We start from the raw sequence: 23,166 nt of genomic DNA, 5'->3' as shown, positions 1-23,166 counted from the left end.
ATTATGGGCAATTATTATTGGTGAAGCCGCCCTTACAAGATTTAATATCATAAAAATCCGAATCAAACGGAAAGGATAGGATTTGTGCGTTCATCGAACCCGATCGCCCTAATGCAAATTTTTTAACTTGGCTAAAACGGCGGCGAATAGAGCGCTTTCGATCGGCTTTGTTAAGTGTTCGTTGTAACCGGCGGCGATCGCCCGATCGCGGTCTTCTTCGCTAGCATAAGCTGTCAGCGCCACAGCCGGCAAGCGCTTGATTTTGTCGGATGCGGACGATCGCACTTTGCGGATCAGCGAGTAGCCGTCCTCAACGGGCATACCGATATCGCTGACTAAAATATCCGGTGGCGACTGCTGTAAAATGTCGATCGCCTCCGCAGCCGAAGCAGCCGCAGTCGCAGTCGCCCCCAACTGTTCAAGCGCAACAATCAAAAACTGGCGGTTGTCGGGTTCGTCGTCCACTACCAACACTTTTAAACCAGCCAAAATACCGGGACGGAGTTGAGGGAATTTGCTTTCCTCCCTCAACTGTGGCTGCTTACTCCGACGCTGTTTGAGCGGCAGTTTCACCGTAAATGTCGCACCCTTGTTTTTACCCGGACTTTCCGCAGTCACAGTGCCGCCGTGGAGTTCCACCAAGTGTCGGACGATCGCCAATCCCAGTCCCAAACCGTTGTGATGCCTAGTAAGCGAGCCGTCTGCTTGTCGGAAGCGATCGAACACGTAGGGCAGAAACTCTTTGGAAATGCCCTTTCCGGTATCGCTGACAGTAATTTGCACGCAATTAGGTGATGAGGAATCGGTAACAGCTACCGCAGACACGCGCACTTCCACAGTTCCCCCCGAAGGCGTAAATTTCACGGCGTTAGTCAGCAAATTCGACACTATCTGCTGCAACCTCTGGGCGTCGCCCCACATCAAACCGACTGCGGGGTCAAATTCCGAGGAAACGGTGACATACTTGGCCTCGGCTGCCAAACGAACTGAATTATGAGCCGCCTCGATCGTCCTTAGCATATAGAACCAGCCGGGTTTCAAAGCCAGCTTGCCTTGAATAATCCGGGAAACGTCGAGCAAATCTTCCACTAGCTGCACCTGCACCCTCGACTGACGCTCGATCGCCTCCAAACCGCAAGCTAAATCATCTTCCGTGTACGGGAGGGCGCGCAGCCTCTGCGCCCACCCCAGAATCACATTTATAGGCGTGCGGAGTTCGTGGGAAAGAGTAGCTAGAAACTCGTCTTTCTGGCGGTTGATGGCTTCTGCTTGGGCGCGCGCCGCTTGTTCGCGATCGAGCAACTGAGCGCGTTGTGCTTCGACTTGCTTGCGATCGCTGATGTCGGCGATGATCGACATACAGTTGATGTTGCCGTTGCTGTCGCGGACTGGAGTTGCCCACAAACTGATGTCGATCGAGCTGCCGTCTTTCCTTTGGCGGTGGGTTTCCATGCCAGCGATCGCGTTTCCTTCGCGAATTCCTTTCAAATTAGCCCTGAATTCCTCCCGCTTGTCTGCGGGAACGCTGGGTATAAATTGACCTAACGCTTCTGATTCATGCCAGCCAAAAATCCTTTCGGCGGCAGGGTTCCACATTTTCACAGTGCCGTCGTCGCAGTCCAAAACAGTAATTGCTAGGGGACAAGCCTGAATCAAGGCTTCTAAAGTTTGATTGATGTGCGATCGCGCTGCTTCTGCTTGTTTGCGATCGCTGATATCGACGTTCACCCCGATCATCCGCCAAGGCAAACCGCGATCGTCCTGAAACACCTTAGCCCTGCAAGCAATCCAGCCCACGCTTTTGTCCGGGCGGCAGATGCGGAACTCAATGTTTAATTCCTCCCCGGAGGCCACCGCAGCCTGCACCTGCTTTTCGGTAACAGCGCGATCGTCTGGATGCACCATTTGGGCCCAACGTTGATAGCTGTCTAAACTGCCGACAGGCAGCCCGTACAAAGCCTCTAACTCCGGCGTACAGGCGACCTCGCAGGTTTGGATGTTCAATTCAAAAGTTCCGATTTTGCCTGCTTGCTGAGCGATTTGCAGCCGTTCTTGATTGTTTTTGAGTTCTGCTTCCACCCGCGATATCTCGGTCAAGTCGATGAAGAATGCGACGATCGTTTCTGGTTCGCGATCGTCCGGGTTCAGAGTCGTCCCGCCCATCAGAAGCGGCACGCGGCTGCCATCTTTGCGGATGTACTCTTTCTTGAAAGGAGTTGCGACTCCCTTAGCCCGCAGTTCCCCGGCCGCTAAGGCGTCGAGGTGCAGATATTCGGGGGGGGTCATCCTGTCCCACCGCATTTGACCTGAGAGCAAGTCTGAGCGGGTGTAGCCGACCATGTTGAGCAGGGATTGGTTGGCGTAGGCGATGCGGCCGCTAAAATCGCCGATCGCGACTCCGAAAATATTTGACTCGAACAGCCGCCGGAATATGGCTTCGCTTTGCTGCATTACCCGTTTTGCTTGGTTGCGATCGGTGATTTCGGCAACCACGGTGCTGACTCCCAGCAGTGTTCCTGATTCATCGATCACGGGGTAAAAGCTGATTTGCCAATCCCGCCAAACTCCCGGCTGTTGCTTGGTTGCGGCCTTAACTTCCAAGTCGAGCACGGGGGTTTGCGTCGCCAGCACTTGGCCGTAAATCCGCTCTACCATATCGGCGATTTCGGGACTCGCTTCTCTAACGGTGCGCCCGAGGTGATCTGCGATCGATCGGCCGTTGATGGCAGCGAGGCATTCGTTGATGCGGATGTAGCGCAAATTGGTATCTACAAAGCACAGCCCGACTGGTGTGGTGTTGTAAACTAAGTCGAGTTCTGCTAGTTGGCGGCGAATGCGTATTTCGCTTTCTCGAAGTTGATTTTGGGCTTGTTTGCGATCGGTGATATCGAGTACGAAGAATGCTCCTTTGTCTTTGCATCCTTGGAAGTTTCCGCCGCCGACTAAAACTGGGAAGCGCGTGCCGTCTTTGCGGAGGTATTCTTTTTCAAAAGGCGCGCAACTTCCGAATTCTGCGACTTGCGCCAAGGCGATGCGATCGAGTTCTAGATATTCCGGCGCCGTAAGTTCGAGCCAGCGGATCTCTCTTGAAACTAAGTCTTCCCTCGTATATCCAATCATTTCCAGCAAAGCGTCGTTAGCGTCCGTAACTTCGCCGCTGACATCCCAGAAACCGATGCCGATCATGTTAGATTCTACCACGCTGCGGAAGCGCATTTCGCTTTCCCGCAAAGCTAATTCTGTTTGTTTGGCTGCGGTAATGTCTGTGATAATTAGGCCAACTCCGATTATTTCTTCTCTTTCATTCTTCACTGGGTAGTAGTTGGCAAGCCAGTAACCGAAATATCCCGGTTTCCCATCAGGTTCGCCGCTCATTTCTAAGTTTAAGACAGGCTGGCCAGTTTCTAAAACTTGCTGAATAATCGGCGCAAATTTGGCTGCATGTTCTGGCAACAATTGCCGGAAGTCTTGGCCTAGATGCTGTTCTATCGGCAAACCGTTGAGTTCTGCTAATACTTGATTGATACGGATGAAGCGCATTTCGCGATCCATAAAGCAAATCGCTAGGGGAGATGCTTCTAATAGCGAGTCAATTAAGGCGAAGGATTGCGATGTTTGAGATAGTGCTTGCTGCGCTTCTGCGTAAAGTCTGGCGTTGTCGAGGGCGATCGCCACGCGGTATGCTAAATCTTCTAGCATTGCCATGTCTTCTGTACTGTAGCGGCGGCCCAACTTAGAGGTAAAGCAAGTGATGGAACCCATTACCCGCCCGCGGGCCTTTAGCGGTACGCAAGCGTGAGATCCGATATTGAGCGATCGCAATATTTCCATTTCTGCTGCATTGTCGGCTACTGCTGCTAAAATTTCCTCATCCACTTCGGCAAGTAGTTCTGATTTTCCGCTGCGGATTACCAGCGGATAGCCGTTAACAGCATTGTCGGCGATCGGATTGCGGATTCTCAAGTTATTCAGACTATCAACTATAGAGGCTTCTGCGTGAGCCACAGCGACTTGGCGCACTTTTGAGTCGGTTTCGGTCAAATGAATGCAGCACCCGTCTGCGATCGAATTTATTGCTAATTCTGCTACCTTTTGCAGCGCCGTTTCCCCGTCAAACGCATCAGCCAGCATTTTGCTGACTTCTGCTAAAAATGCCGATCGCTGCTGTTCTATTTCCGCTTGTTCCCTCGCTGTTTGCTCGATTGTTAACTGCAATCTTTGAGTTTCTGCAAGTTTTATTTCTGTAATATCGCGGGCGACTATTAAGGCCGATTCTGCTACGCCATTTTTGTCCAATTCGGGAACTACGCGGGATTGATAACTTCGGAGGCCGTTGATTGATAAAGCCTGAAATTCGATAATTTCTTCTTGACCTGTTTCTAACACTTTGTGCAGGCTTTCATCCCACATCTGGCACAGTTCCGGCGGCATTCCTATTTCTTGACTGGTTTTACCCAGGAAGAATGAAAGCGGTTTTGCTTGGCTTCTTTCAACTGCTTGATTGACATACATATAGCGCAGTTCTTTGTCCGTGCGGATAATGAGGTCTGGCGTATTTTCTAGCAGCCTTCTCAGTTGCTGTTCGCTGCTTGCCAAAGCTGTTTGCGCTTGTTGTCTTTCGGTGACATCTCTCATCGTGCCCACGTACCCGATGAGTTCGCCGGAGTCGGAGAACATCGGCGAGGAACAAACGTTAATCCAGCGCACAATCCCCTCTGGTGTTTGCAGGCGATACTCGATCGCATATTCCCCACCTTGCCGAGTATAATCCCACCATCGGGCCAATACGCGATCGCAGTCTTCCGGGTGAATGCAATTTTCCCAACCTTCTCCTAAAAGTTCTGGTAAACTCAAGCCGCAAATAGCCTGACAGCGAGGGTTTGCATAGGTGTAGCGCCCCTCAAAATCTGCCATAAAAATGCCGACTGGCGAACAGGAACTTAAACAGCGAAATCGTTCTTCTTGAGCTTGCAGCGCTTCTTTAGCTACTGTCAGTTCTGCTGTTCGCTGTTTGACGCGGCTTTCTAGCTTAGTGTAGGATAATGCCAGGGCTATTTCTGCTTCTTTGCGGTCAGTAATATCGATGCCAGTTGCTATCACATATTCCACCAAGCCTTCGCCATCTAAGCTCACAGTATTAGACCAAGAAATTAAGCGCTTATCTCCATTTTTAGTGCGCCAATAGTTTTGATATTCGCTGTGAAAATTTTCGATCTTGAGCTTAGCAAAAACTGTTTTAACTGGCTCTATTTCTTCGGGAATTAAGAACAAATCCCAAACATATTGATTGACCACTTCTGCTGTCGAGTAGCCTGTAGTTTTTTCGCAAGCTTGGTTAAACCGGACAATCCGTCCTTGGCTGTCGAGAACTACAATCAAGCAAGCCGTCGTCTCAATTGCTTTTGAAATAATCTTACGTTCTATTTCTAGTCTTTTTTCTGTGGACTTTAAACCAGAATACCAAGCGCTAACCATTGCGGCCCCAAAAAGTAAGAAGATTGTAGGAGTTGCCGTGAGTGCCAACAGTAACAGAGTTGTCAGCAGTAATGCCATGCCGGCACTAAAGGTAGCAATACTATAAGATTTAATAGGTAAGGGCCCGACCTGAAAGCGACTCATTTTTGTTGACCTGTAGCGATGGCGCGATCGCACTATTGCTGATGTCGATGAAACAACCCTGTGAAAACTAACTTAAAACTAAGTATCTATTTTTTATTTACAAAACCACAGTTGTCTGCCGGATGCCATCTTCCCAGAGACAGATTGGCTGCGGGATTGGTGCTGGAACAACTGCTATCATAGATCCAGGGACAAATTAGATTATCTAATTTCTGGGAGCAATAAGCGAGTGAATCACAAGCTGGCCAAAATTATCGGATTATTTTTCGCAGCCGCCACCGTCTTCGGATTCATAGGTTACGCGGTTCAAAATTTTAACTTTGCCAGCAACTCAGCGATATCGATCGGCTTCCCCAATCTTACCATCGCGGCCGTCGGGGCGATCGACAACAAACGATCCCAAATCTATCTCAACGGAACTTGGCAATTTGTGCCCGCAGTTGGCAACCTCCAAAACCCCCCCGTCTCTCCAAGTTGGGGTTCCATCCAAGTACCCGGAGACTGGCAAAAAGAAAAAAAGGAATCCGTACCCGGAATCATCACTCGCGGCAGGGGCAAAGAGTGGGAAAACTTCAACAGCCAACAACTATCAAAAGCTTGGTATCAGAGAAATATAGACATTCCCGGCGACTGGACAAACCGCCGCATATTTATCGACTTAGCCAGAGTCAGCACCGATGCAGTCATCTTTATCAACGGCATTAACTGCGGTCAAATCCCATGGCCCTACGGCACTATTGAAATTACCAAAGCCGCAAAACCCGGTCAAAACACCCTATCTATTTTAGTCGTGGCAGTATCCGATGAAAAGGAAAAAGCCGTCATCATGGGCCCCACAGAAATCTACACAGAAAAATCCAAATTGCAATCGCGGGGAATCATCGGCGAAGTGCGACTTCTGAGCGTTCCCCCAGGCCCGCTAATTAGCGACGTATTCGTCCAAACTTCCACCAGAAAAAAGCAAGTTAAATTAGATGTTGAACTCAAAGACGTTGCCCAAAACGGTCAAGTTGAATTAATCGCGCGAATGCTCGACGAAAAAGGCAAAGTACAACAAAATTTCACCGCAACTGCCAACGTTAAAGCTAAACCAATTCAAACCGTACAAGTTCAGTGGAATTGGCCAAATCCCCGTCTTTGGGATGTCGGGCAACCAAATCTTTACACCCTGCAATTACAAGTAAAAGGCAGCGGCATTGACACGCAATACGACCAACCTTTTGGCTTCCGCGAATTTTGGATAGAAGGGCGCAAATTTTTCTTAAACGGAACAGAAATTCGGCTGCGACCCAACTTACACTCCGAGTCTTGGGAAGGCGGGATACTAGAAGTTTCTGACAGGCTAATTGATGGCTACGTAAAAGCAGGTTTTAACATAACAGAAATGTGGCCTTGGAATCACGACGAACGGGGTACGTGGCACTTCCGAGAGTTATTTTCGGAAAGAGCAGACCTCAAAGGTTTTCCAATTATGGCTCCCGCTTTAGACATTAGTCGTCTCGCTTTGAACGGCAAGTGGAAGAACCCCCTGTGGAAAAGCCGCTGGAAAGACCGAATGGTGACTGAAATGCGCCGCTACCGCAATCATCCATCAGTATTAATGTGGGCGACAAGTCCTAATTTTTTCGGCAACGCTGACGACCAAAATCCCCGTCGCATCGGCAAAAGAAAAGTAGAAGGAACTCTCAGTCCCTCCGAAAACGAGCGTTTGCGGGTGAACACTCCCCTAGGAAATGACGCTATAGCTGCGATTAAATCGGCAGACCCAACTAGACCTGTGATGGTACACCAAGGCGCAAACTTCGGCGATGTTTATGCGCTGAATTCTTATTTAAATATGATTCCCTTGCAAGAACGGGAAGAGTGGATTTCTGAGTGGAGCAAAACCGGGGACATGCCCTACATGGCCGTCGAGTTTGGCACTCCTCTGCACGCAACGATGATGCGGAACCGCAAAGGTTTTGGTCAGGCGATTCTCAGCGAACCTTGGATGACTGAGTTTGCGGCAATTTATTTTGGCAAGCAGGCTTACGAGTTGGAAACTGCCGCTTATAAATCTAAAATTCGCGAGCAATTTGTCAAGGGTCAGGAGTATCAAAGCTGGCATTTAAAAAAAGAGTTAGATTTTGCACCCGCTTTTCAAAAGTTGCAGCAGTTATTCAGCACAAATACTTGGCGGAGTTGGCGGACTTTTGGAATGTCTGGGGGGATGATTCCTTGGAATGACGGACATGGTTGGGAAATTTCCGAAGCTGGCAGAAAAAAGGTGGATATTGGGGCATTTCAACCGGGTCGTCGGGGAGTTTATTTGAAGCAAGTCTCTAATAATCTTTTGAATTATTTGCAGCCCGAAGCTTACACTGTTCATCCTGGGGGCGAGGCAATTATGAATAATAATAGCTCGACTTTGGCTTGGATTGCTGGTGCTAACCCGGTTTTTACTGCGAAAGATCACAATTTGTTTGTGGGCGGAAAAATGGCAAAGCAAGTAGTGTTACTTAACGATACGCGGGCGAGGCAAGAATTTGCGTTTAATTGGCGAGTTTTGGTGGGTGGGAAAGAAGTAAAAAAAGGCGAGCAAAAAGGGACGATTGAGTCGGCAGAAACGCTGTTTTTCCCAATAGACGTAAAATTGCCAAATACCATTTCTAGCAAGGCTGAGGGCGAAATTCGCTTGACGGCACGGGTGGGCGAGCGATCGCATTCTGATACATTTGCTTTCCGCGTTTTTCCGAAACAATCTAACATCAAAGATTCGGTTGCAATTTTCGATCCAGCGGGCAAAACCTCGGCAATGTTAAAACAGTTAGGTCATCAGCTTGTACCGTGGAATGGTTCGCAAGTTTCATCGCTATTAATTATCGGTAGGGAAGCGTTTTCGAGTGGGGAAAAGTTGCCGGGAAGTTTAGAAAGTTTTGTACGAAACGGCGGCAAAGCAATTGTGTTTCCTCAGCGCAGGGAATGGCTGAAAAATACGGGTTTCCGGGTGGCTGCCCATGTCAGCCGCCGCGCTTATCCAGTTGACAGCAACCACCCGGCAATTAGCGGTTTAGACAGTGAAGATTTGCGGGATTGGGTGGGGGAAAGCACCCTGGTTGAACCTTATCCAGATACGATCCAAACTGGCCCTAATTTGAACCCGGCAAATAAACCTTGGTACGGCTGGCGTTGGGGAAATCGCGGCGGTGTCAGTAGCGCTTCAATTGAGAAGCCGCACCGCAGCGGTTGGCGCCCCATTTTGGAATCTGAGTTTGATTTAGCTTATTCGCCGCTGATGGAATTGGATTACGGAAAAGGGCGGCTGATTTTAAACGAGTTGGATTTGGAAGACCATTATTCTGTAGATGCTGGGGCGGCGCAGCTAGTACAACAAATTGTGAGTTACGGGATGAATTCTCCGGTACTTGGAAAACCGGATCAAGTGGTTTTAATTGGGGGAGATAGAGATGCCCAAAAGTTGGACAGTTTGGGGGTAATTTATCAGCGCGCTAGTTCGCTTTCTAATGATGTTGGTTTGGCAATTGTGGGGACACAAGCGAATCTGAAAGATGCAGATTTGCGCGGTTATTTGAATGCTGGCGGGAAGGCGTTTTTCTTGCCGCGTCAAGTGCCTGCTGCGGGTTTGGGTGTGGGTTTGCAGCAAGCGCAGGATTTCGGCGGTTCGCTGGCGGTTCCGAGTTGGGATGAGGTGAAGGGGATTAGCGCCTCAGATTTGCGATCGCGCTCTTTTTATGATACTTGGTTGATTAAGTCTGGGGGAGAAATCGGCGCTGACGGTTTGTTAAGTCGGGTACAAGTGGGCAAAGGTGTGGCGATTTTCTCTCAGATTGAACCCGACAGTTTGAATGCTGATACTAAGACTTATTTGCGTTTTACTCGCTGGCGGCAAACCAGGGCAACTGCTCAGATTTTGGCTAATTTAGGGGCGAGTTTTAAGGCGGATGAATCTGTGTTTAACGGTTCGAGTCGGGAGTTTTATCACTGGGATTACAAGACGGATTTTGAGAATGGGGACGATCCTTATCGCTATTATCGATGGTAGGATTTTTTAACCGCAGATTAACGCGGATTAACGCAAATGTTATGGAGGATATTACAGGTCAAAGTGACGGCGGAAGCGGGGGTCTAATTTGTCGGTTTTCTTTTGGTTGCAGGTGCTGCAGAGGGTTTGCAAGTTGCTGATGTCGTTGCTGCCGCCGCGCGCTAGGGGGATGATATGATCGATCGTCAGTTGGGTTTCTAGTTTGGTTTGGCCGCAGCTTTGGCATTGGTATTTATTGCGGGTGAATACGTATTTTCTTACTTCGGGGGGAATGGGGATTCTAGGGGTTTTGCTCATGAATTGTTCGGTTGATTTTCAGGGTTTAGTAGTTGGCGACGCAAATCATCGAGAGGGGATTCTGGTTTGCTAGTTTCTGACTCCTGGTTTTCTGGTGTTTCTTCGACTTCTGGTTCGTCTGGGCAAAATTCTATAGTGACATTAAGTTTGAGCTTAATTTTTCCTTTCTTCCAGCCCTGAGCACCCACTCTGAGAATTTCACAATCTATACCTTCACCAAACCATTCTTCGTATGACCAATTTTTTTGGGGATGATTGCAAGGTACATCGATATTTAGGTTCTGTTTTCTTAATAAATCATCAAGTGTTTCTCCTAACTCCCACTCAGACACAAGTTTATTTACTGTTTTTTTGAGTTTTTCCATTTTAAGCATAGTCATACCGAAAGATACAGCATCATCATTACCGCAGTTGTGAAAATCTAATTTATTTTTCATATTCTTGCCCTCCTGGCGTAAGTCCTATTTGAGCTACTATTTCTAATTCCAAAGCTACCATCAAACAGCGATTGATCTGGTTTATGCCCTCATTGAAGTACAAGGTACAACCATCACATCCTCAAGAATTTGGTTAAGATTATCTGCCGAAATTATCACAGCCGGACGTAGTTTAAACTGTGTTAGCTGAGTAGAAGGCATTGGCACTTGAGCCAACACTACATCACCGTGCCGTAAGTTCATCGGCAAATAATTCGTCATAAATGTCATTTTCCGCACTCAGCCAATCTTGATAAGCTTGGGATACAAGCATCGGTTGAACAGATTCTTTCCCAATTTTCAAGAAGAGGGCTATGTTCAGAAATGTTGCTAACTTATCCTCTGGAAGTTGTTCGATTATTGTTAAAAGTTTTTCGCGAATGTTCATAGGATTAAAGTCGCTCTTTGTTGGCTATTATAGCATAATAAACACAATAAAGATAGCGAGCGATTTCCAATCGCCGATTTGCGATCGCCAAAATTGCAATCATTCACCCTCCACCGAAACGCTATCATTTTGCCCAATTACAGGCAACAAATTCTCGTGCAGCTTCATCGCCTGCAAACAACTATTAATCCCAGAAACCGCCCGATCGTACTCTTGAATCTTCTGCTCATTCTCAGCTTGCCGCCGCAGATTCCCAGCAATCTTTTCCTCCGCTTCTTGTGCCAAAGTTTGCTCCAAATAATCGCGGGCTTGACTGTATTTCTGCAAAATATCATCAGCTTGCTTTTGGGCCAGCGGCAACAAATGCTCTTTCAGGGTTTGGTTGACAGTTTGGCGGAAAGTTTGCCGAATAGTTCTAGATACTTTTGGCTCGAAATCTAGCCGCAATAATTGTCGAATTGCCGGTTGGGCGTCCACCATGTTTTCGCAGTCGTAGCCTTGAGAAGTTTGCTGCAATGTTTCCCGGAATTGATAAATCGAAAATGTGCCTTCGTCGTAAAAACGGGGACTTTCTCGCACGTAGCGATCGCACTCAACGCCAGCCGCATTTACCAAAGCATCAGAAACCCGCTTTGATAACTCCTCTAACTGCTGTTCAATGCCCCCATCATTCCCCAACAACCGATAAAGTAATCGATAGTATTCAGACTTACGAACGCTATCTTTCAAATACTGGAAATAATTATCAACCAGTGACTTAGTAGCCTCTACTAAAATATCTTCCAACTGATTCGCTAAATAATAAAGCGCTTCAACTAAAACAGCAATTAAAGGTGCTGTGGCATTGCGGGGATGATTCCGCAAAGTGCGTCCGTAAGCCGCCTCAACAGAAAATCCGTCTAACAATTCATCCAAGCGGCGGATCATCCGAGATTGCAGTTGCCGAAAGTCTGTATCAAAAATATCGCATTTATTCATAATCATTTCATTGACTTCTTCGGCGATATGTTCGCGAAATTCCTCCCCAACTTGCTGCAATTCTTGATTTAGCCGCAAAAGTTCCTGTGCTTTCATCGCTTCAATCTCGCGGGGCTGGCTGTCCAAATTCCGCTGAATTGTTTGGTAATGTTTCCGCAGTTGAATGCACAAGTCTTCTAAGTCATCAGCTAAATTTTTGAACAGTTGCGGGCGTTTTTCTTCGGTGAGGTAACGGGTGATGGCTGTGCGAAAATCTTCGATCCCGCTATCTTGAATTAATTGAGTAATTAATGGTTGTCCTTGCTCGGCAAGAATCCGCACGTAGTTTTCATTTGGTGATTCGTAGCTGTTAACTGAAACGCGAAATTTGCTCGGAGATAGCTTACCGGAATTCGCACAGTAGCGATTAAATTCACTAACAAATTGCGGAGTCTCTTCACTATTACTGAGCAACTCTGAATCTAATTTATCATCTCCAGAAACTCGCCCTTGGCTGGTGGCAAAGATTGTATTTAAACCAAAGCGATCGCGCCCTGTTGTCCCTCGAATCAAACTTCCGTAAAATCCCAACAATCCGCTAGTTTTGTAAACTCTCGCAGTATCGCGAAAGTCGGAATTAATCAGATTTTCTAAGCGCTGTCGCAGTTGCGTGTTGTACCAAGTTTCGTCGATGCGGTTGAAAATGTAAAAGAGTCGATCGCGAATTCCCGGATTTCCCCGTGTTTTTTCCATCAACTCGGTTTCCTCCGTCGTCATTTCCCCAGACGAAGCCGCTTTCAAAACGCAGACAACCGCCGAAGTATCCGGGCTTTCAATCTTATCATAAGTCAATTCTGCATCCCGTTGTACTGGCGCATCAATTCCCGGCGTATCGATAATAATATTGCCATCTTGCAGCAAGGGATGATAACAGTAATATTCAACTCGCTTGAGTACAGCACTGTTACTACCGCGACGGGCATAACTAGCAGCTTCCTTGAGATTGGAAAAATTAAACTGTTCCATCGAGTAGGTAGCGTTTTCGAGAGTTTGGATGCGATCGCGATTTGCCTCAAAACCTTCTAACAGCAGCATCAAAGCCTTAGCTTTTTTGGCTAGTTCGGATTTATTTTCGCCGCCTTCCGTTTCAATAATTATGTTGCATCCCTGAGACAACAGCGACACTACATCTGTTTGATTAATATTAAGTTCAGTAGTTAAACCTAACTGATGGCAAAGCACATAAGCTTGCTGGCTAATCTCAAATTCGCTCAAAAAAGTTAGAACAACGCGCTCTTTTTCCGGCTCAGCAAAGGCGATATAACATTCAGTACCAGTCGCGTGTCCCTCTGCACTGTAGAGCAATTCTCGCTCCAGCAAAGCATTAATTAACATAGATTTTCCCGCACTGAAAGCGCCAGCAAACACAATTTCAAACTCAGGAGAAATTGCCTTTTTCAGAGAAGCTTGTACCGCCGTGATGTCTTGTTGTCGCAAAGACGATTCCTGACGCAGCAGTTGCACTAAAGAATCAACTTGCTCTTGCAGATTGTTGCATTGAGGGGGCATTTGAGTCATGACGGCAGACTGCTCCTGATTGTGGGAAAATTACCTTATTGTTAATTCTCTGCTAGTTCAGGAATAATCACAACAGTAATTTTACTTATGGGAGTCAGGATTGCTGAAAGTGCGATCGGCTATTCTGGCGACTAATCATATCGTTTATGGTTGTTTGGGAATGATTAAACCGCAGAGGCCGCAGAGGGCGCGGAGGAAGAGAAGAGAGATGAATAATTCCGATACCAACGGATTTGTTATCATATATTTACAGCCAAGTGGCTAAATGTGATATGTCAGTAAAATTTAGCCAAGCATCTCCTAATTTTTCGTACACAATTAGTAGTAAGGCGCGCATTATTGCGCCCCTACTAAATTAAACGGGCGCATTGCGTACTCTACATTAAACCGATAAATCCTGACGCGGTTTAAAAGACTCAACCTGTCGCAACTTTTCGTATAATTCCCGTTCCTCCTCGCTAATTTCTTTGGGAATTAACACCTGAATTTCTACCAATTGATCGCCCCGATCGCCATTTCCCGTCGGATAGCCCTTGTTAGCCAGCCGCAACCGCTTTCCAGACGTTACTCCCGGTGGCAATTTCATCTTTACCAGGCCATCCAGCGTCGGTACTTCAATATCTCCGCCTAACACCGCTTCGCTGGGAGTCAGAGGCAATTCGCAGCAAATATCTGACATTTCCAATCGAAAAAATGGATGGGGAGAAACCGTGATTTTCAAATATAAATCTCCGCCCCCCATACCTTGATTTCGCAAGCGAATCCGCTGACCTGATACCATAGCAGGAGGCAGATTTACCTCGATCGCTCGCCCATCTTCCAAACGAATTCGCTCGGTACCACCCGAATAAGCCCTTTCCAAAGGCAGAGTTAGCCTGGCCTCAATGTCTCTTCTCGTTTCGCGATCGACTGTTTCCCTAATTTCCCGTCGCATTTCGCGATCGACTATATCCCTTCTGATTTCGCGATCGACTATCTCCCGTCGCATTTCGCGATCGACTGTTTCCCGTCGCATTTCGCGATCGACTGTTTCCCGTCGCATTTCGCGATCGTCGAAATCCCTTCTAGGTGGGCGAGAATTAGCAACATAACTGGTTTTCTTAGAAGCCGTACTCCACGGTTCAGAGGAGCCTACTCCCGGTGCATCATTCGCTGTCGCCATCCTCACTTCCCGGCGTCTTCCGAGCACTTGGTCGAGAAATTTATTAAAATCCGAGTAATCACTAAAATCGACATCCTCGGTCGGTTTTTTGCGGGTAGTTTTACTGTTTCCCCAAGTTTTGAAATTGGGAAGTCGCACCCCTTGTTGGCCTTGAAATCCCTTTTGTTTCCAGAACTTACTAAACTGATCGTATTGAGCGCGCTTGTCGAGATCGGAAAGAATATCATAAGCTTCATTAATATCCTTAAACCTATCTTCAGCAGATTTATCACCTGGATTTACGTCAGGGTGCCACTGTCTGGCTAGCCGTCGATAGGCTTTTTTTATCTCATCAGCCGTGGCATCTTTGGGCACTCCCAAAATTAGATAGTAATTACGAAAGTTCTGCATTATTAGTCATTAGTTATTAGTCATTAGTCATTAGTTATTAGTCATTAGTCATTAGTCATTCGGCTTGTCAGCATCAAACTAGAGACTAATGACTAATCATTAATTACAGCCAATCGTCGTCATCATCCCAATCGTCGCTTTGATTTTGATAAGGGCGAGTGGGGCGATTAGCACTGCTTCTGCGATCGCCCATACGATCGCCCATACGATCGCCCATACGATCGCCCATACGATCACCCATACGATCACCCATACGATCATATGGGCGATCGGGAATTGGATCGACAGTCGATCGCCTGTACGGCTTAGCATTGGTATAATAGCTGCTGTCATCGCTGCGCCGCTTGGTACCGTCGCCCGTAAAAGTCCGCTTCACAGACTCAAAGAAATCATCATCATCGTCATCATCAGCAAACGCGGAAATTTCCCGGCTCAAATCGTAAAGAGCATCCTGCAAATCCGAACCAACTTGGTCAACTCCCCGCTCATCATTGCGTTCCAAACTGTCTCGTAATTCCCGAATTAAAGTTTCAATTCGCTGGCGGCTTCTTTGAGCAAACTGCATTCCGCGATCGAGCGCAACTTCTCGCAACTGCCGCTCGGCTTGATAAGCTAAAGCTTCAGCGCGATTGCGTTTTTCTACCTTTTCCCGCTGCAACTTATCAGCTTGAGCAAACTGTTCCGCATCGCGAATCATTTGATTCACTTCCTGCTGAGTCAGCGTCGAAGCACCTTGTACAGTAATGCTTTGTTCCCTGCCCGTAGTTTTGTCCAAAGCAGTCACCAACAGCATCCCGTTAGCATCAATATCAAAAGCTACTTGCACCTGCGGAATCCCTCGCGGTGCCGGCGGAATTCCAGTTAGTTTAAAGCGTCCCAAAGACTTATTATCTCTGCCTAATTCCCGTTCCCCTTGGATGACGTGAATTTCTACCACAGTTTGGTTGTTTTCAGCAGTAGAAAAAATGTCCGATCGCCTGACGGGAATAGTAGTATTGCGAGGAATCAATTTTTTCATCACCCCGCCGATAGTTTCCAAACCCAGCGACAGCGGCGTCACATCCAACAGCAGCACATCGCGGACATCCCCACCCAAAATACCCGCTTGAATTGCCGCACCCACCGCCACAACTTCATCGGGATTCACATTTTGATTGGGTTCTCGATCGATCAAACTGCGAACAACTTCCTGCACCAAAGGAATGCGAGTCGAACCGCCGACTAACACAACCTCATCAATGCGAGAAGGACTCAAACTTGCATCAGCCAAAGCTTGTTTCACCGGCCGCCGCAATCGCTGCACCAAATCTGTGCACAGCCCCTCAAATTGACCGCGAGTCAGCCGCGTTTCCAGATGCAAAGGCCCATCTTCATTCGCATCGATAAACGGCAAATTAATCTCTGTGACACCGACTCCCGACAGTTCAATCTTGGCTTTTTCGGCCGCTTCGATCAAGCGCTGCAAAGCTTGGCGGTTGCGCCGCAAATCAATTCCTTCTTTTTCTAAGAATTGTTCTGCCAACCAATCCACAATTTTGGAGTCAAAATCATTGCCACCCAATTGAGTGTCACCGCTAGTTGCTTTGACTTCAAATACTCCGTCTCCCACGTCTAAGATAGAGACATCAAAAGTACCGCCACCCAAATCAAACACTAAAATAGTTTGACTTTCTCGCCTCTCCAAACCGTAAGCCAAAGAAGCCGCCGTTGGCTCATTTAAAATCCGCTTAACATCAAGTCCGGCAATTCGTCCCGCATCCCGCGTCGCCTGTCGCTGCGAGTCATTGAAATAAGCGGGAACAGTAATTACAGCCCCCGTCACCTCTTGTCCCAGATAGCGGCTGGCTTCATCGGCCAGCTTTCGCAACACCATCGCCGAAATTTCCTCTGGGGCAAAATCTTTTTTCAGGCGGGGACACTTGACTTTGATGTTCCCGTTGTCGTCGCGGCGAGTTGTGTAAGGAACGCGCTTTGATTCTGGAGTCAGTTCGGTATATTTGCGTCCGATGTACCGCTTGACAGCGTAAAAGGTGTTTTGCGGGTTGAGAACAGTCTGGCGTCTGGCCATCTGTCCCACAAGGCGTTCTCCTTCCTTTGTGAAAGCAACTACCGAGGGAGTTGTCCGCATCCCTTCTGCATTGGCAATCACAACCGGTTTGCCGCCTTCCATGACGGCTACTACTGAGTTTGTTGTTCCGAGGTCAATGCCAACTACTTTACCCATGCGTCAGTTGTCTCCTGTGGCGTTGTGTGTAGCCTTTTCAATATAAGCGTTAAGTATGATTGCATTTATTGTACCGCGTCGAGAAGCGGGGGCTGCGGGGGGATTGCCTCACTTTGGTCAAGCGGCTGCGGTTGGGTGGGTATGATCGCTCCCCTGGTGGATTGGCGAGATCCTGCGAGGAGTAGGAGTGTGAACTTGGGAAAGCCCTGTATGTTCATCTTTTGACAGGAAAAAAAGTTTCAGAATTGATTAACTAATGCGTTTTGCTAAACTAAAAGCAGCTAGCAGGATTGTTGAGCAAAGAGGAACATAAAAATATGACTGTCAACTCTGTTCAAAATTCAGAATCCTCTCAAGAACACTCGATCGTTGACGTGCAACAGACCAACTGCTGCATTGTCGGAGGTGGGCCTGCGGGTGCTGTTTTAGCATTACTTTTAGCGAGGCAAAACATTCCAGTCATCCTGCTAGAACTACACAAAGATTTCGATCGAGAATTTCGCGGCGATACGCTGCATCCGTCTGTAATGGAAATTATGGAGCAATTGGGTTTAGCAGCACAATTGCTGAAATTGCCCCATACAAAAATGCGCCAACTCACCATCCAAGCTGCTGGGAATACCGCCACACTCGTAGATTTATCCCGTCTCAAAACCAAGTATCCTTACATCACTATCCTTCCCCAAGTCAAGTTTCTCGAATTCATCATTACCGAAGCGCAGCGCTACCCCAGTTTTCAGCTAGTAATGGGAGCTAATGTCCAAGAAACGATCGTCGAAAATGGGGTTGTGTGCGGAATTCGATACCGGGGACGCGGGGGATGGCATGAAGTGCGATCGACCCTCACAGTCGGTGCAGACGGTCGCTTTTCTCGCCTGCGCCAATTAGCAGGTTTTGAACCGATTAAAACTTCCCCGCCGATGGATGTCCTTTGGTTTCGTTTGCCGCGCAGTCCCGATGATGCCAAAGACTTTGGCGTGGGAGGTCGAGCTGTGGGAGGTCATTTATTAGTCATGATTGACCGCTTGGATTATTGGCAACTCGGTTACATTATTCTGAAAGGCAGCTATCAGAAATTGCGCGAATCAGGAATAGAAGCTTTGCAAAAATCTGTTGCTGAATTAGCACCCGAATTTGCAGATAGGGTCGAGCAACTGAAAGATTGGTCGCAAATTTCTTTTCTGTCGGTTGAATCCAGTCGCCTTCCCCGCTGGTATCGTCCCGGTTTGCTCTTAATTGGGGATGCCGCTCACGTCATGTCACCCGTAGGCGGTGTGGGAATTAACTATGCTATTCAAGATGCTGTCGTCGCGGCTAATGTACTCAGCGCCTCCCTGAAAAACGATCGCGTGCATCTGTGGGATTTGGCAGAAGTGCAGCGACAGCGGGAGTTGCCCACACGCATCATTCAAGCATTTCAGTCGTTTTTACAGGAGCGAATTATTAAGGGGGCATTAAATAGCGATCGACCATTTACACCGCCACTTTTGTTGCAGTTACCAATTTTGCGAAATATTCCAGCGCGATTAATTGGTTTTGGATTAACTCGGGTTCGCGTACTAAATCAATGAGATACACCAATTTTAAATATAGAGGTAGAATGACGCACGGGTGGTCATAAACCGGGTTTTTTGACGAAAATCTTTCGCACTTACATATTCGGTAAAAAACCCGGTTTCTTTGGCATAGATGAGTAATTCGTGACAAGATTGAATTTCAGTACAAACTTAATGAGACCAGAGTTATGCAAAGTATTAAAGTGCGATCGCACGTCGGTTCGGATGGGATGTTGCATTTGCAAATACCGGTTGGGATTACAGATACAGATTTGGAAGTTATTGTAGTTTTCCAGCGCATATCACCCGCAACTGAAGCTAAAACACCGGAAGATTTAGGCTGGTCGCCCAGTTTTTTTGATAGAACTTTTGGCTGCTTTCAGGATGAACCTTTAGTGCGGGGAGAACAAGGGGAATTTCAGGAACGGGAGGAATTGCTGTGATTTATTTGCTGGATAGCAATACCTGTATCGGTTACTTGAACGGTAGACCAATCGAAATCAAAAGTTCTTTCAATACAATACAATACTTGCAACCCAAATAAAACCATGAAATTCACCTTAGATGTAGAAAACAACCCTACAGGCTGGCCAGACCACACTCAGCTACCCGAATCAGACGGTACTTTTGTGAAAAATTTTCAAGAACACCCCCAAAGCATTCTGTTAACCGATTCAATTACTCCCGTCTTCCAAACCATTCATCCAGATGGTAACTATTGTATCGGGCAAGACAGCGGCATTTATTGGCGATTAACTGAGCCGCTAGAACGGGGTGCGGAAGCACCCGACTGGTTTTACGTGCCTAATGTCCCGCCAACTATTGACGGTCAATTGCGCCGTTCTTATGTGATGTGGCAAGAATTTGTAGCACCGTTAATTGTGTTAGAATTTGTATCGGGCAATGGTGCAGAAGAACGGGACAGAACACCGTTGTTGCGTTCCGGTCAACAGGAAACTAAGCCGGGTAAATTCTGGATTTATGAAAATGTCATCCATCCGGCATTTTACGGAATTTATGAAGTAACCAAGGCTAGTGTTGAAGTCTATCACCTGATAGAAGATAGGTATCAATTAGTTGCTGCAAATGAGCGCGGTCATTATCCGATTCCACAGTTAGGAGTGGAATTGGGAATTTGGCAAGGAGTGTATCAAAATGTTCAGTTACCTTGGTTGCGCTGGTGGGATAGTCAAGGGAATCTGTTGTTATCGGGAGCAGAAAGAGCCGATCGCGCCGAAGACCAATTAGAGCAATTGCGCGCTCAGTTGCGATCGGCTGGAATTGAACCAGAATTGTGAATTGTCTGCAACTGCGATCGCGCCCATCCCTAGCGATCGCACGTAAAAACTTTACAATGGCGATCGGGAACTCCCCTCACTCCTATTGATGTTAAAATCAAACAACAACCCAAAATAAATCTATGGGACTCTTTGACAAGATTCGCGGCGAATTTGTCGATATCATCGAATGGTTGGACAATACCAGTGACACCATTGCCTATCGATTTGAGCGTCACCAAAACGAAATTAAACAAGGTGCTAAACTAACTGTACGACCAGGACAAATAGCAGTCTTTGTCAGCGAAGGGCAAGTTGCCGATGTCTTCGATCCGGGAATGCACGAACTGTACACCCGCAATTTACCCGTTCTTAGCACCTTAAAAGGTTGGCCCTACGGTTTCAACTCTCCCTTCAAAGCAGAAGTCTACTTTTTTAACACCAAAATATTTACCAACCTGAGATGGGGAACCTCTAACCCTGTAATTATCCGCGATCCAGAACTCGGCCCAGTGAGAATGCGGGCTTTTGGCACATACAACATTAAAGTTTCTCATCCCGAACAACTCTTAAAACAACTAATCAGCACTGACGGACTATTTCAAGTAGATGAAATCAGCGAACAGCTACGCAATACAATAGTCAGTGCTTTTGCCAATTGGGTTGGCAATTCCCGCGTTCCCCTGCTAGACTTTGCAGCCAACTACACCCACATGGGCGAACAGGTGCGAGTTGCCATAGAGCCAAGTATCCAGCAATTCGGCTTAGAGTTAACTCAGCTATTAATTGAAAACATCTCGATGCCGCCTGAAGTTGAAGCAGCACTCGACAAACGAGCCTCGATCGGACTTCTGGGAAATATGCAGCAATATACCCAATATCAAGCTGCTAACGCGCTAGAAGCATCAGCAAATAACCCCAGCGGCGGCAACCAAGGATTAGAATTGGGCATGGGCATGGCAGTAGGCCAACAAATGACAAATATGATGCAGTCACCAGCATCGCAAACACCGCCGCCACCTCCCCCACCAACACAAACTCAGTGGTATATTGCCCAGAACGGTCAACAAGTAGGCCCTTTTGGATTGGATAAACTTTTGCAAAATGGTTTGACACATCAGGTAATGGTTTGGCGTGCAGGTTTTGACGGCTGGAAGTTAGCATCGCAAGTGCCGGAATTAGCATCTTTGTTAGCGACAGTGCCCCCGCCGCCCCCGCCAGCCGCCGCCTAAAATTTTGCATATTTAGTTAATTGGTAATGGGTATGTTTTGCCGATTACGAATTACCAATTAGATCACCAATTAACCATTATGAATACTTCTGAACCTGCTGTTAAACGTTTTCCCTGTCCTAGCTGCGGGGCTTATTTAGAGTTCAACCCCCAAGCAGGAAAGCTCAAGTGTGCTTACTGTGGCTGGGAAGATGCAATTCCCCAAAATGCTGAAGATGTAAAGGAGAACTCTTACGAACAATATCTCCAAATCGATCGCACGACGCTGACAACTTTATCAACAACAGCCCTGGAAGTAAAATGCAATGATTGCGGAGCAAGTGTTACTTTTGAACCGCCGAAAGTAGCGGGTAAATGCCCATTTTGCGCTTCTCCAATTGTGACCCAACCTGCAAAGGCTAGCCCTAGCGTCCACCCAGAGGGAATTGTACCCTTTGAAGTTAGTGATAAACAGGCCAGAGAAAGCATTCAGAAGTGGCTCAGCAATCGCTGGTTTGCTCCCTCTGCTTTGAAATCCCTAGCCCAACAGGAGAAAATTCAAGGGGTTTATTTGCCGTTTTGGACTTACGACACTTATACGGTTAGTTACTATAGGGGCGATCGCGGAGAACACTACTACGTGACTGAAACTTATACGGAAACAAACTCGCAGGGCGAAACTGAAACTAAAACTCGTCAAGTGCAACATACCAGGTGGTGGCCTGTTTCTGGCAGAGTCGATCGCTCTTTTGATGATATTCTGATTCCAGCTACAACTTCAGTCGATCGCCCGCGTCTGGATGCGTTAGAACCTTGGCATCTCAAGGAGTCACTGCGCGCTTACAATTCATCTTATTTAGCTGGGTTTGAAGCGCAGCGATCGCAAGTTTCTCTCACTCAAGGGTTTGAATCTGCTAAAAATGTCATGGCCGGTACTATTCACTTCGATGTTTGTAGGAATATTGGTGGCGACGAGCAGCGGGTTCACAGCATTTCCACTGATTACAATGCTATCACTTTTAAGCATATTTTGCTACCTGTGTGGCTGTGTGCCTATCGTTATCAAAACCAACGATATCAAGTAATGGTTAATGCACGCACCGCTGAAGTTCAAGGCGAACGTCCCTACAGTGTTTGGAAAATTACTGCTGCTGTTGTTAGCGGTGTTGTGCTGGCGGGTGTTATGTACCTATTGTTTACTGGTAATTGGAGATATATCCGTGTTCCCGGTCTCCCTCAACCCCAACCCCAACCAACTTCCTTACCTGTACCGAGCCAAAAATTACCGCCAGTTCCTATTCCCTCTACCGCACCTGTACCGAACAAAAAATTACCCCCAGCGCCTGTTCCCTCTCCTAAGTAGTTGATGGTTCGTTAGATCTCTGGCATAATTCTTGTGGAACAGCCATCCTGCCTCTTCAAAACTTGCTTTTCACTCCTAAGTCTATTTTTTATTTAAACGAAGTACAACCGCATCTAGGAGCGATAATTTGCTAAGACCAATTCACTAGGAAGCTACACGCTCATATAGGCTAAAGTAGAGGAGAGCCAATATGGCCAACAAATTTCAGGTAGAAATCCACGAAACGGTTGAGGAACTAGAGCATCGACTCGAACGGGCTATAACAGCAGTAAGCACGCGAAAAATTACTGCTATTATACTGGATTGCCACCACAAAAATCAAAACAAGAGAAGAATTAGCGACGATGCGTAAGCGAATGGATAATGGTAGCTTTCAGAAATCTCTCTTATTAGACTGGCTATCTGCATATAATGTCAATATATTTACCTGCCTCTAGTCCTGAATTAAATCAGAGTGAAAAATTGTGGGAACATCCCAAAAAAGACCTAAAGTGGGAAAATTATTCGAGTTTAGATAGGGCTTGCTGAATATATCGATCGCATATTACGTGGCCTGGGTTAAGAACTGGTGCGTTCGAGAGTCATCGCCGTGAAAAACAGGTAAAATAGATCAAAACCCGTGCATC

15 protein-coding genes are annotated in these 23,166 nt (G+C 47.1%); 7 read left to right on the top strand and 8 right to left on the bottom strand.

Features of this window, described 5'->3' with window-relative positions; genetic code table 11:
- Positions 1 to 108: 108 nt before the first annotated feature.
- Positions 109 to 5,619, bottom strand: a complete 5,511-nt coding sequence (locus QT994_RS08360; RefSeq protein ID WP_333173349.1) for a PAS domain S-box protein — start codon at positions 5,617 to 5,619, stop codon at positions 109 to 111.
- A gap of 229 nt (positions 5,620 to 5,848) precedes the next feature.
- Here QT994_RS08360 and QT994_RS08355 point away from each other — a divergent pair, with 229 nt between their 5' ends.
- Positions 5,849 to 9,661 (top strand): glycoside hydrolase family 2 TIM barrel-domain containing protein, encoded by a 3,813-nt coding sequence (locus tag QT994_RS08355; protein ID WP_333173347.1) that lies wholly within the window; start codon positions 5,849 to 5,851, stop codon positions 9,659 to 9,661.
- A 51-nt stretch (positions 9,662 to 9,712) separates the two neighbouring features.
- Here the strand turns inward: QT994_RS08355 and QT994_RS08350 are convergent, their stop codons facing one another.
- The 7 genes from QT994_RS08350 to dnaK all read right to left on the bottom strand — a co-directional run bounded on the left by QT994_RS08350 (position 9,713) and on the right by dnaK (position 17,133).
- Entirely contained in the window at positions 9,713 to 9,958 is a 246-nt protein-coding gene (locus QT994_RS08350; protein WP_333146872.1) for an HNH endonuclease, read from the bottom strand.
- Entirely contained in the window at positions 9,955 to 10,395 is a 441-nt protein-coding gene (locus tag QT994_RS08345) for a KGK domain-containing protein (protein ID WP_333173345.1), read from the bottom strand. Before QT994_RS08345 ends, QT994_RS08350 begins: the two co-directional genes overlap by 4 nt.
- Before the next feature lie 81 nt (positions 10,396 to 10,476).
- Positions 10,477 to 10,596: a type II toxin-antitoxin system PemK/MazF family toxin gene (locus QT994_RS27775; RefSeq protein WP_445243884.1), complete on the bottom strand. Its 120-nt coding sequence runs from the start codon at positions 10,594 to 10,596 to the stop codon at positions 10,477 to 10,479.
- 22 nt (positions 10,597 to 10,618) lie between these two features.
- Complete coding sequence (locus QT994_RS08340; RefSeq protein WP_333173343.1) at positions 10,619 to 10,822, bottom strand: hypothetical protein; 204 nt, start codon at positions 10,820 to 10,822, stop codon at positions 10,619 to 10,621.
- Positions 10,823 to 10,921: 99 nt separating this feature from the next.
- Positions 10,922 to 13,357 carry a dynamin family protein gene (locus tag QT994_RS08335; RefSeq protein ID WP_333173341.1) on the bottom strand — a complete coding sequence of 812 codons (2,436 nt, stop codon included), beginning with the start codon at positions 13,355 to 13,357 and terminating at the stop codon, positions 10,922 to 10,924.
- Positions 13,358 to 13,739: 382 nt separating this feature from the next.
- A complete protein-coding gene (locus QT994_RS08330; RefSeq protein ID WP_333047638.1) occupies positions 13,740 to 14,909 on the bottom strand; it encodes a J domain-containing protein in 1,170 nt (389 codons plus the stop codon).
- A 103-nt stretch (positions 14,910 to 15,012) separates the two neighbouring features.
- Positions 15,013 to 17,133 carry a molecular chaperone DnaK gene (dnaK, locus tag QT994_RS08325; protein WP_333173339.1) on the bottom strand — a complete coding sequence of 707 codons (2,121 nt, stop codon included), beginning with the start codon at positions 17,131 to 17,133 and terminating at the stop codon, positions 15,013 to 15,015.
- A gap of 317 nt (positions 17,134 to 17,450) precedes the next feature.
- Here dnaK and QT994_RS08320 point away from each other — a divergent pair, with 317 nt between their 5' ends.
- The 6 genes from QT994_RS08320 (at position 17,451) to QT994_RS08295 (ending at position 22,892) form a co-directional block, all read left to right on the top strand.
- Entirely contained in the window at positions 17,451 to 18,704 is a 1,254-nt protein-coding gene (locus tag QT994_RS08320) for an FAD-dependent oxidoreductase (protein WP_333173337.1), read from the top strand.
- 173 nt (positions 18,705 to 18,877) lie between these two features.
- Positions 18,878 to 19,132, top strand: coding sequence for a hypothetical protein (locus tag QT994_RS08315; protein WP_333173335.1), 255 nt, complete (start codon positions 18,878 to 18,880; stop codon positions 19,130 to 19,132).
- Positions 19,133 to 19,237: 105 nt separating this feature from the next.
- Entirely contained in the window at positions 19,238 to 19,987 is a 750-nt protein-coding gene (locus QT994_RS08310; protein ID WP_333173332.1) for a Uma2 family endonuclease, read from the top strand.
- Positions 19,988 to 20,109: 122 nt separating this feature from the next.
- Positions 20,110 to 21,198: an SPFH domain-containing protein gene (locus QT994_RS08305; protein WP_333173330.1), complete on the top strand. Its 1,089-nt coding sequence runs from the start codon at positions 20,110 to 20,112 to the stop codon at positions 21,196 to 21,198.
- 79 nt (positions 21,199 to 21,277) lie between these two features.
- The gene (locus QT994_RS08300; protein ID WP_333173327.1) at positions 21,278 to 22,540 is read left to right on the top strand and encodes a hypothetical protein; all 1,263 of its coding nucleotides are present in this window, start codon (positions 21,278 to 21,280) and stop codon (positions 22,538 to 22,540) included.
- Between the two features lie 190 nt (positions 22,541 to 22,730).
- On the top strand, positions 22,731 to 22,892 hold the full coding sequence (locus QT994_RS08295; RefSeq protein ID WP_333173325.1) for a hypothetical protein: 162 nt from the start codon (positions 22,731 to 22,733) through the stop codon (positions 22,890 to 22,892).
- Positions 22,893 to 23,166: the final 274 nt, after the last annotated feature.

It is taken from the genome of Microcoleus sp. S13_B4 (assembly GCF_036700885.1).
Lineage (GTDB): Bacteria > Cyanobacteriota > Cyanobacteriia > Cyanobacteriales > Microcoleaceae > Microcoleus.
Note: the sequence above shows the minus strand (reverse complement) of the source record. Positions and strands in the feature narration are given on the sequence as shown.

What these genes read in the sequence shown, in the direction of transcription:
- QT994_RS08305 (WP_333173330.1), top strand. Translation starts at nt 20,110, where the DNA reads ATGGGACTCTTTGACAAGATTCGCGGCGAATTTGTCGATATCATCGAA.
- QT994_RS08340 (WP_333173343.1), bottom strand. Translation starts at nt 10,822, where the DNA reads ATGAACATTCGCGAAAAACTTTTAACAATAATCGAACAACTTCCAGAG.
- QT994_RS08345 (WP_333173345.1), bottom strand. Translation starts at nt 10,395, where the DNA reads ATGAAAAATAAATTAGATTTTCACAACTGCGGTAATGATGATGCTGTA.
- dnaK (WP_333173339.1), bottom strand. Translation starts at nt 17,133, where the DNA reads ATGGGTAAAGTAGTTGGCATTGACCTCGGAACAACAAACTCAGTAGTA.
- QT994_RS27775 (WP_445243884.1), bottom strand. Translation starts at nt 10,596, where the DNA reads ATGCCTTCTACTCAGCTAACACAGTTTAAACTACGTCCGGCTGTGATA.
- QT994_RS08310 (WP_333173332.1), top strand. Translation starts at nt 19,238, where the DNA reads ATGAAATTCACCTTAGATGTAGAAAACAACCCTACAGGCTGGCCAGAC.
- QT994_RS08315 (WP_333173335.1), top strand. Translation starts at nt 18,878, where the DNA reads ATGCAAAGTATTAAAGTGCGATCGCACGTCGGTTCGGATGGGATGTTG.
- QT994_RS08335 (WP_333173341.1), bottom strand. Translation starts at nt 13,357, where the DNA reads ATGACTCAAATGCCCCCTCAATGCAACAATCTGCAAGAGCAAGTTGAT.
- QT994_RS08320 (WP_333173337.1), top strand. Translation starts at nt 17,451, where the DNA reads ATGACTGTCAACTCTGTTCAAAATTCAGAATCCTCTCAAGAACACTCG.
- QT994_RS08350 (WP_333146872.1), bottom strand. Translation starts at nt 9,958, where the DNA reads ATGAGCAAAACCCCTAGAATCCCCATTCCCCCCGAAGTAAGAAAATAC.
- QT994_RS08360 (WP_333173349.1), bottom strand. Translation starts at nt 5,619, where the DNA reads ATGAGTCGCTTTCAGGTCGGGCCCTTACCTATTAAATCTTATAGTATT.
- QT994_RS08300 (WP_333173327.1), top strand. Translation starts at nt 21,278, where the DNA reads ATGAATACTTCTGAACCTGCTGTTAAACGTTTTCCCTGTCCTAGCTGC.
- QT994_RS08295 (WP_333173325.1), top strand. Translation starts at nt 22,731, where the DNA reads ATGGCCAACAAATTTCAGGTAGAAATCCACGAAACGGTTGAGGAACTA.
- QT994_RS08330 (WP_333047638.1), bottom strand. Translation starts at nt 14,909, where the DNA reads ATGCAGAACTTTCGTAATTACTATCTAATTTTGGGAGTGCCCAAAGAT.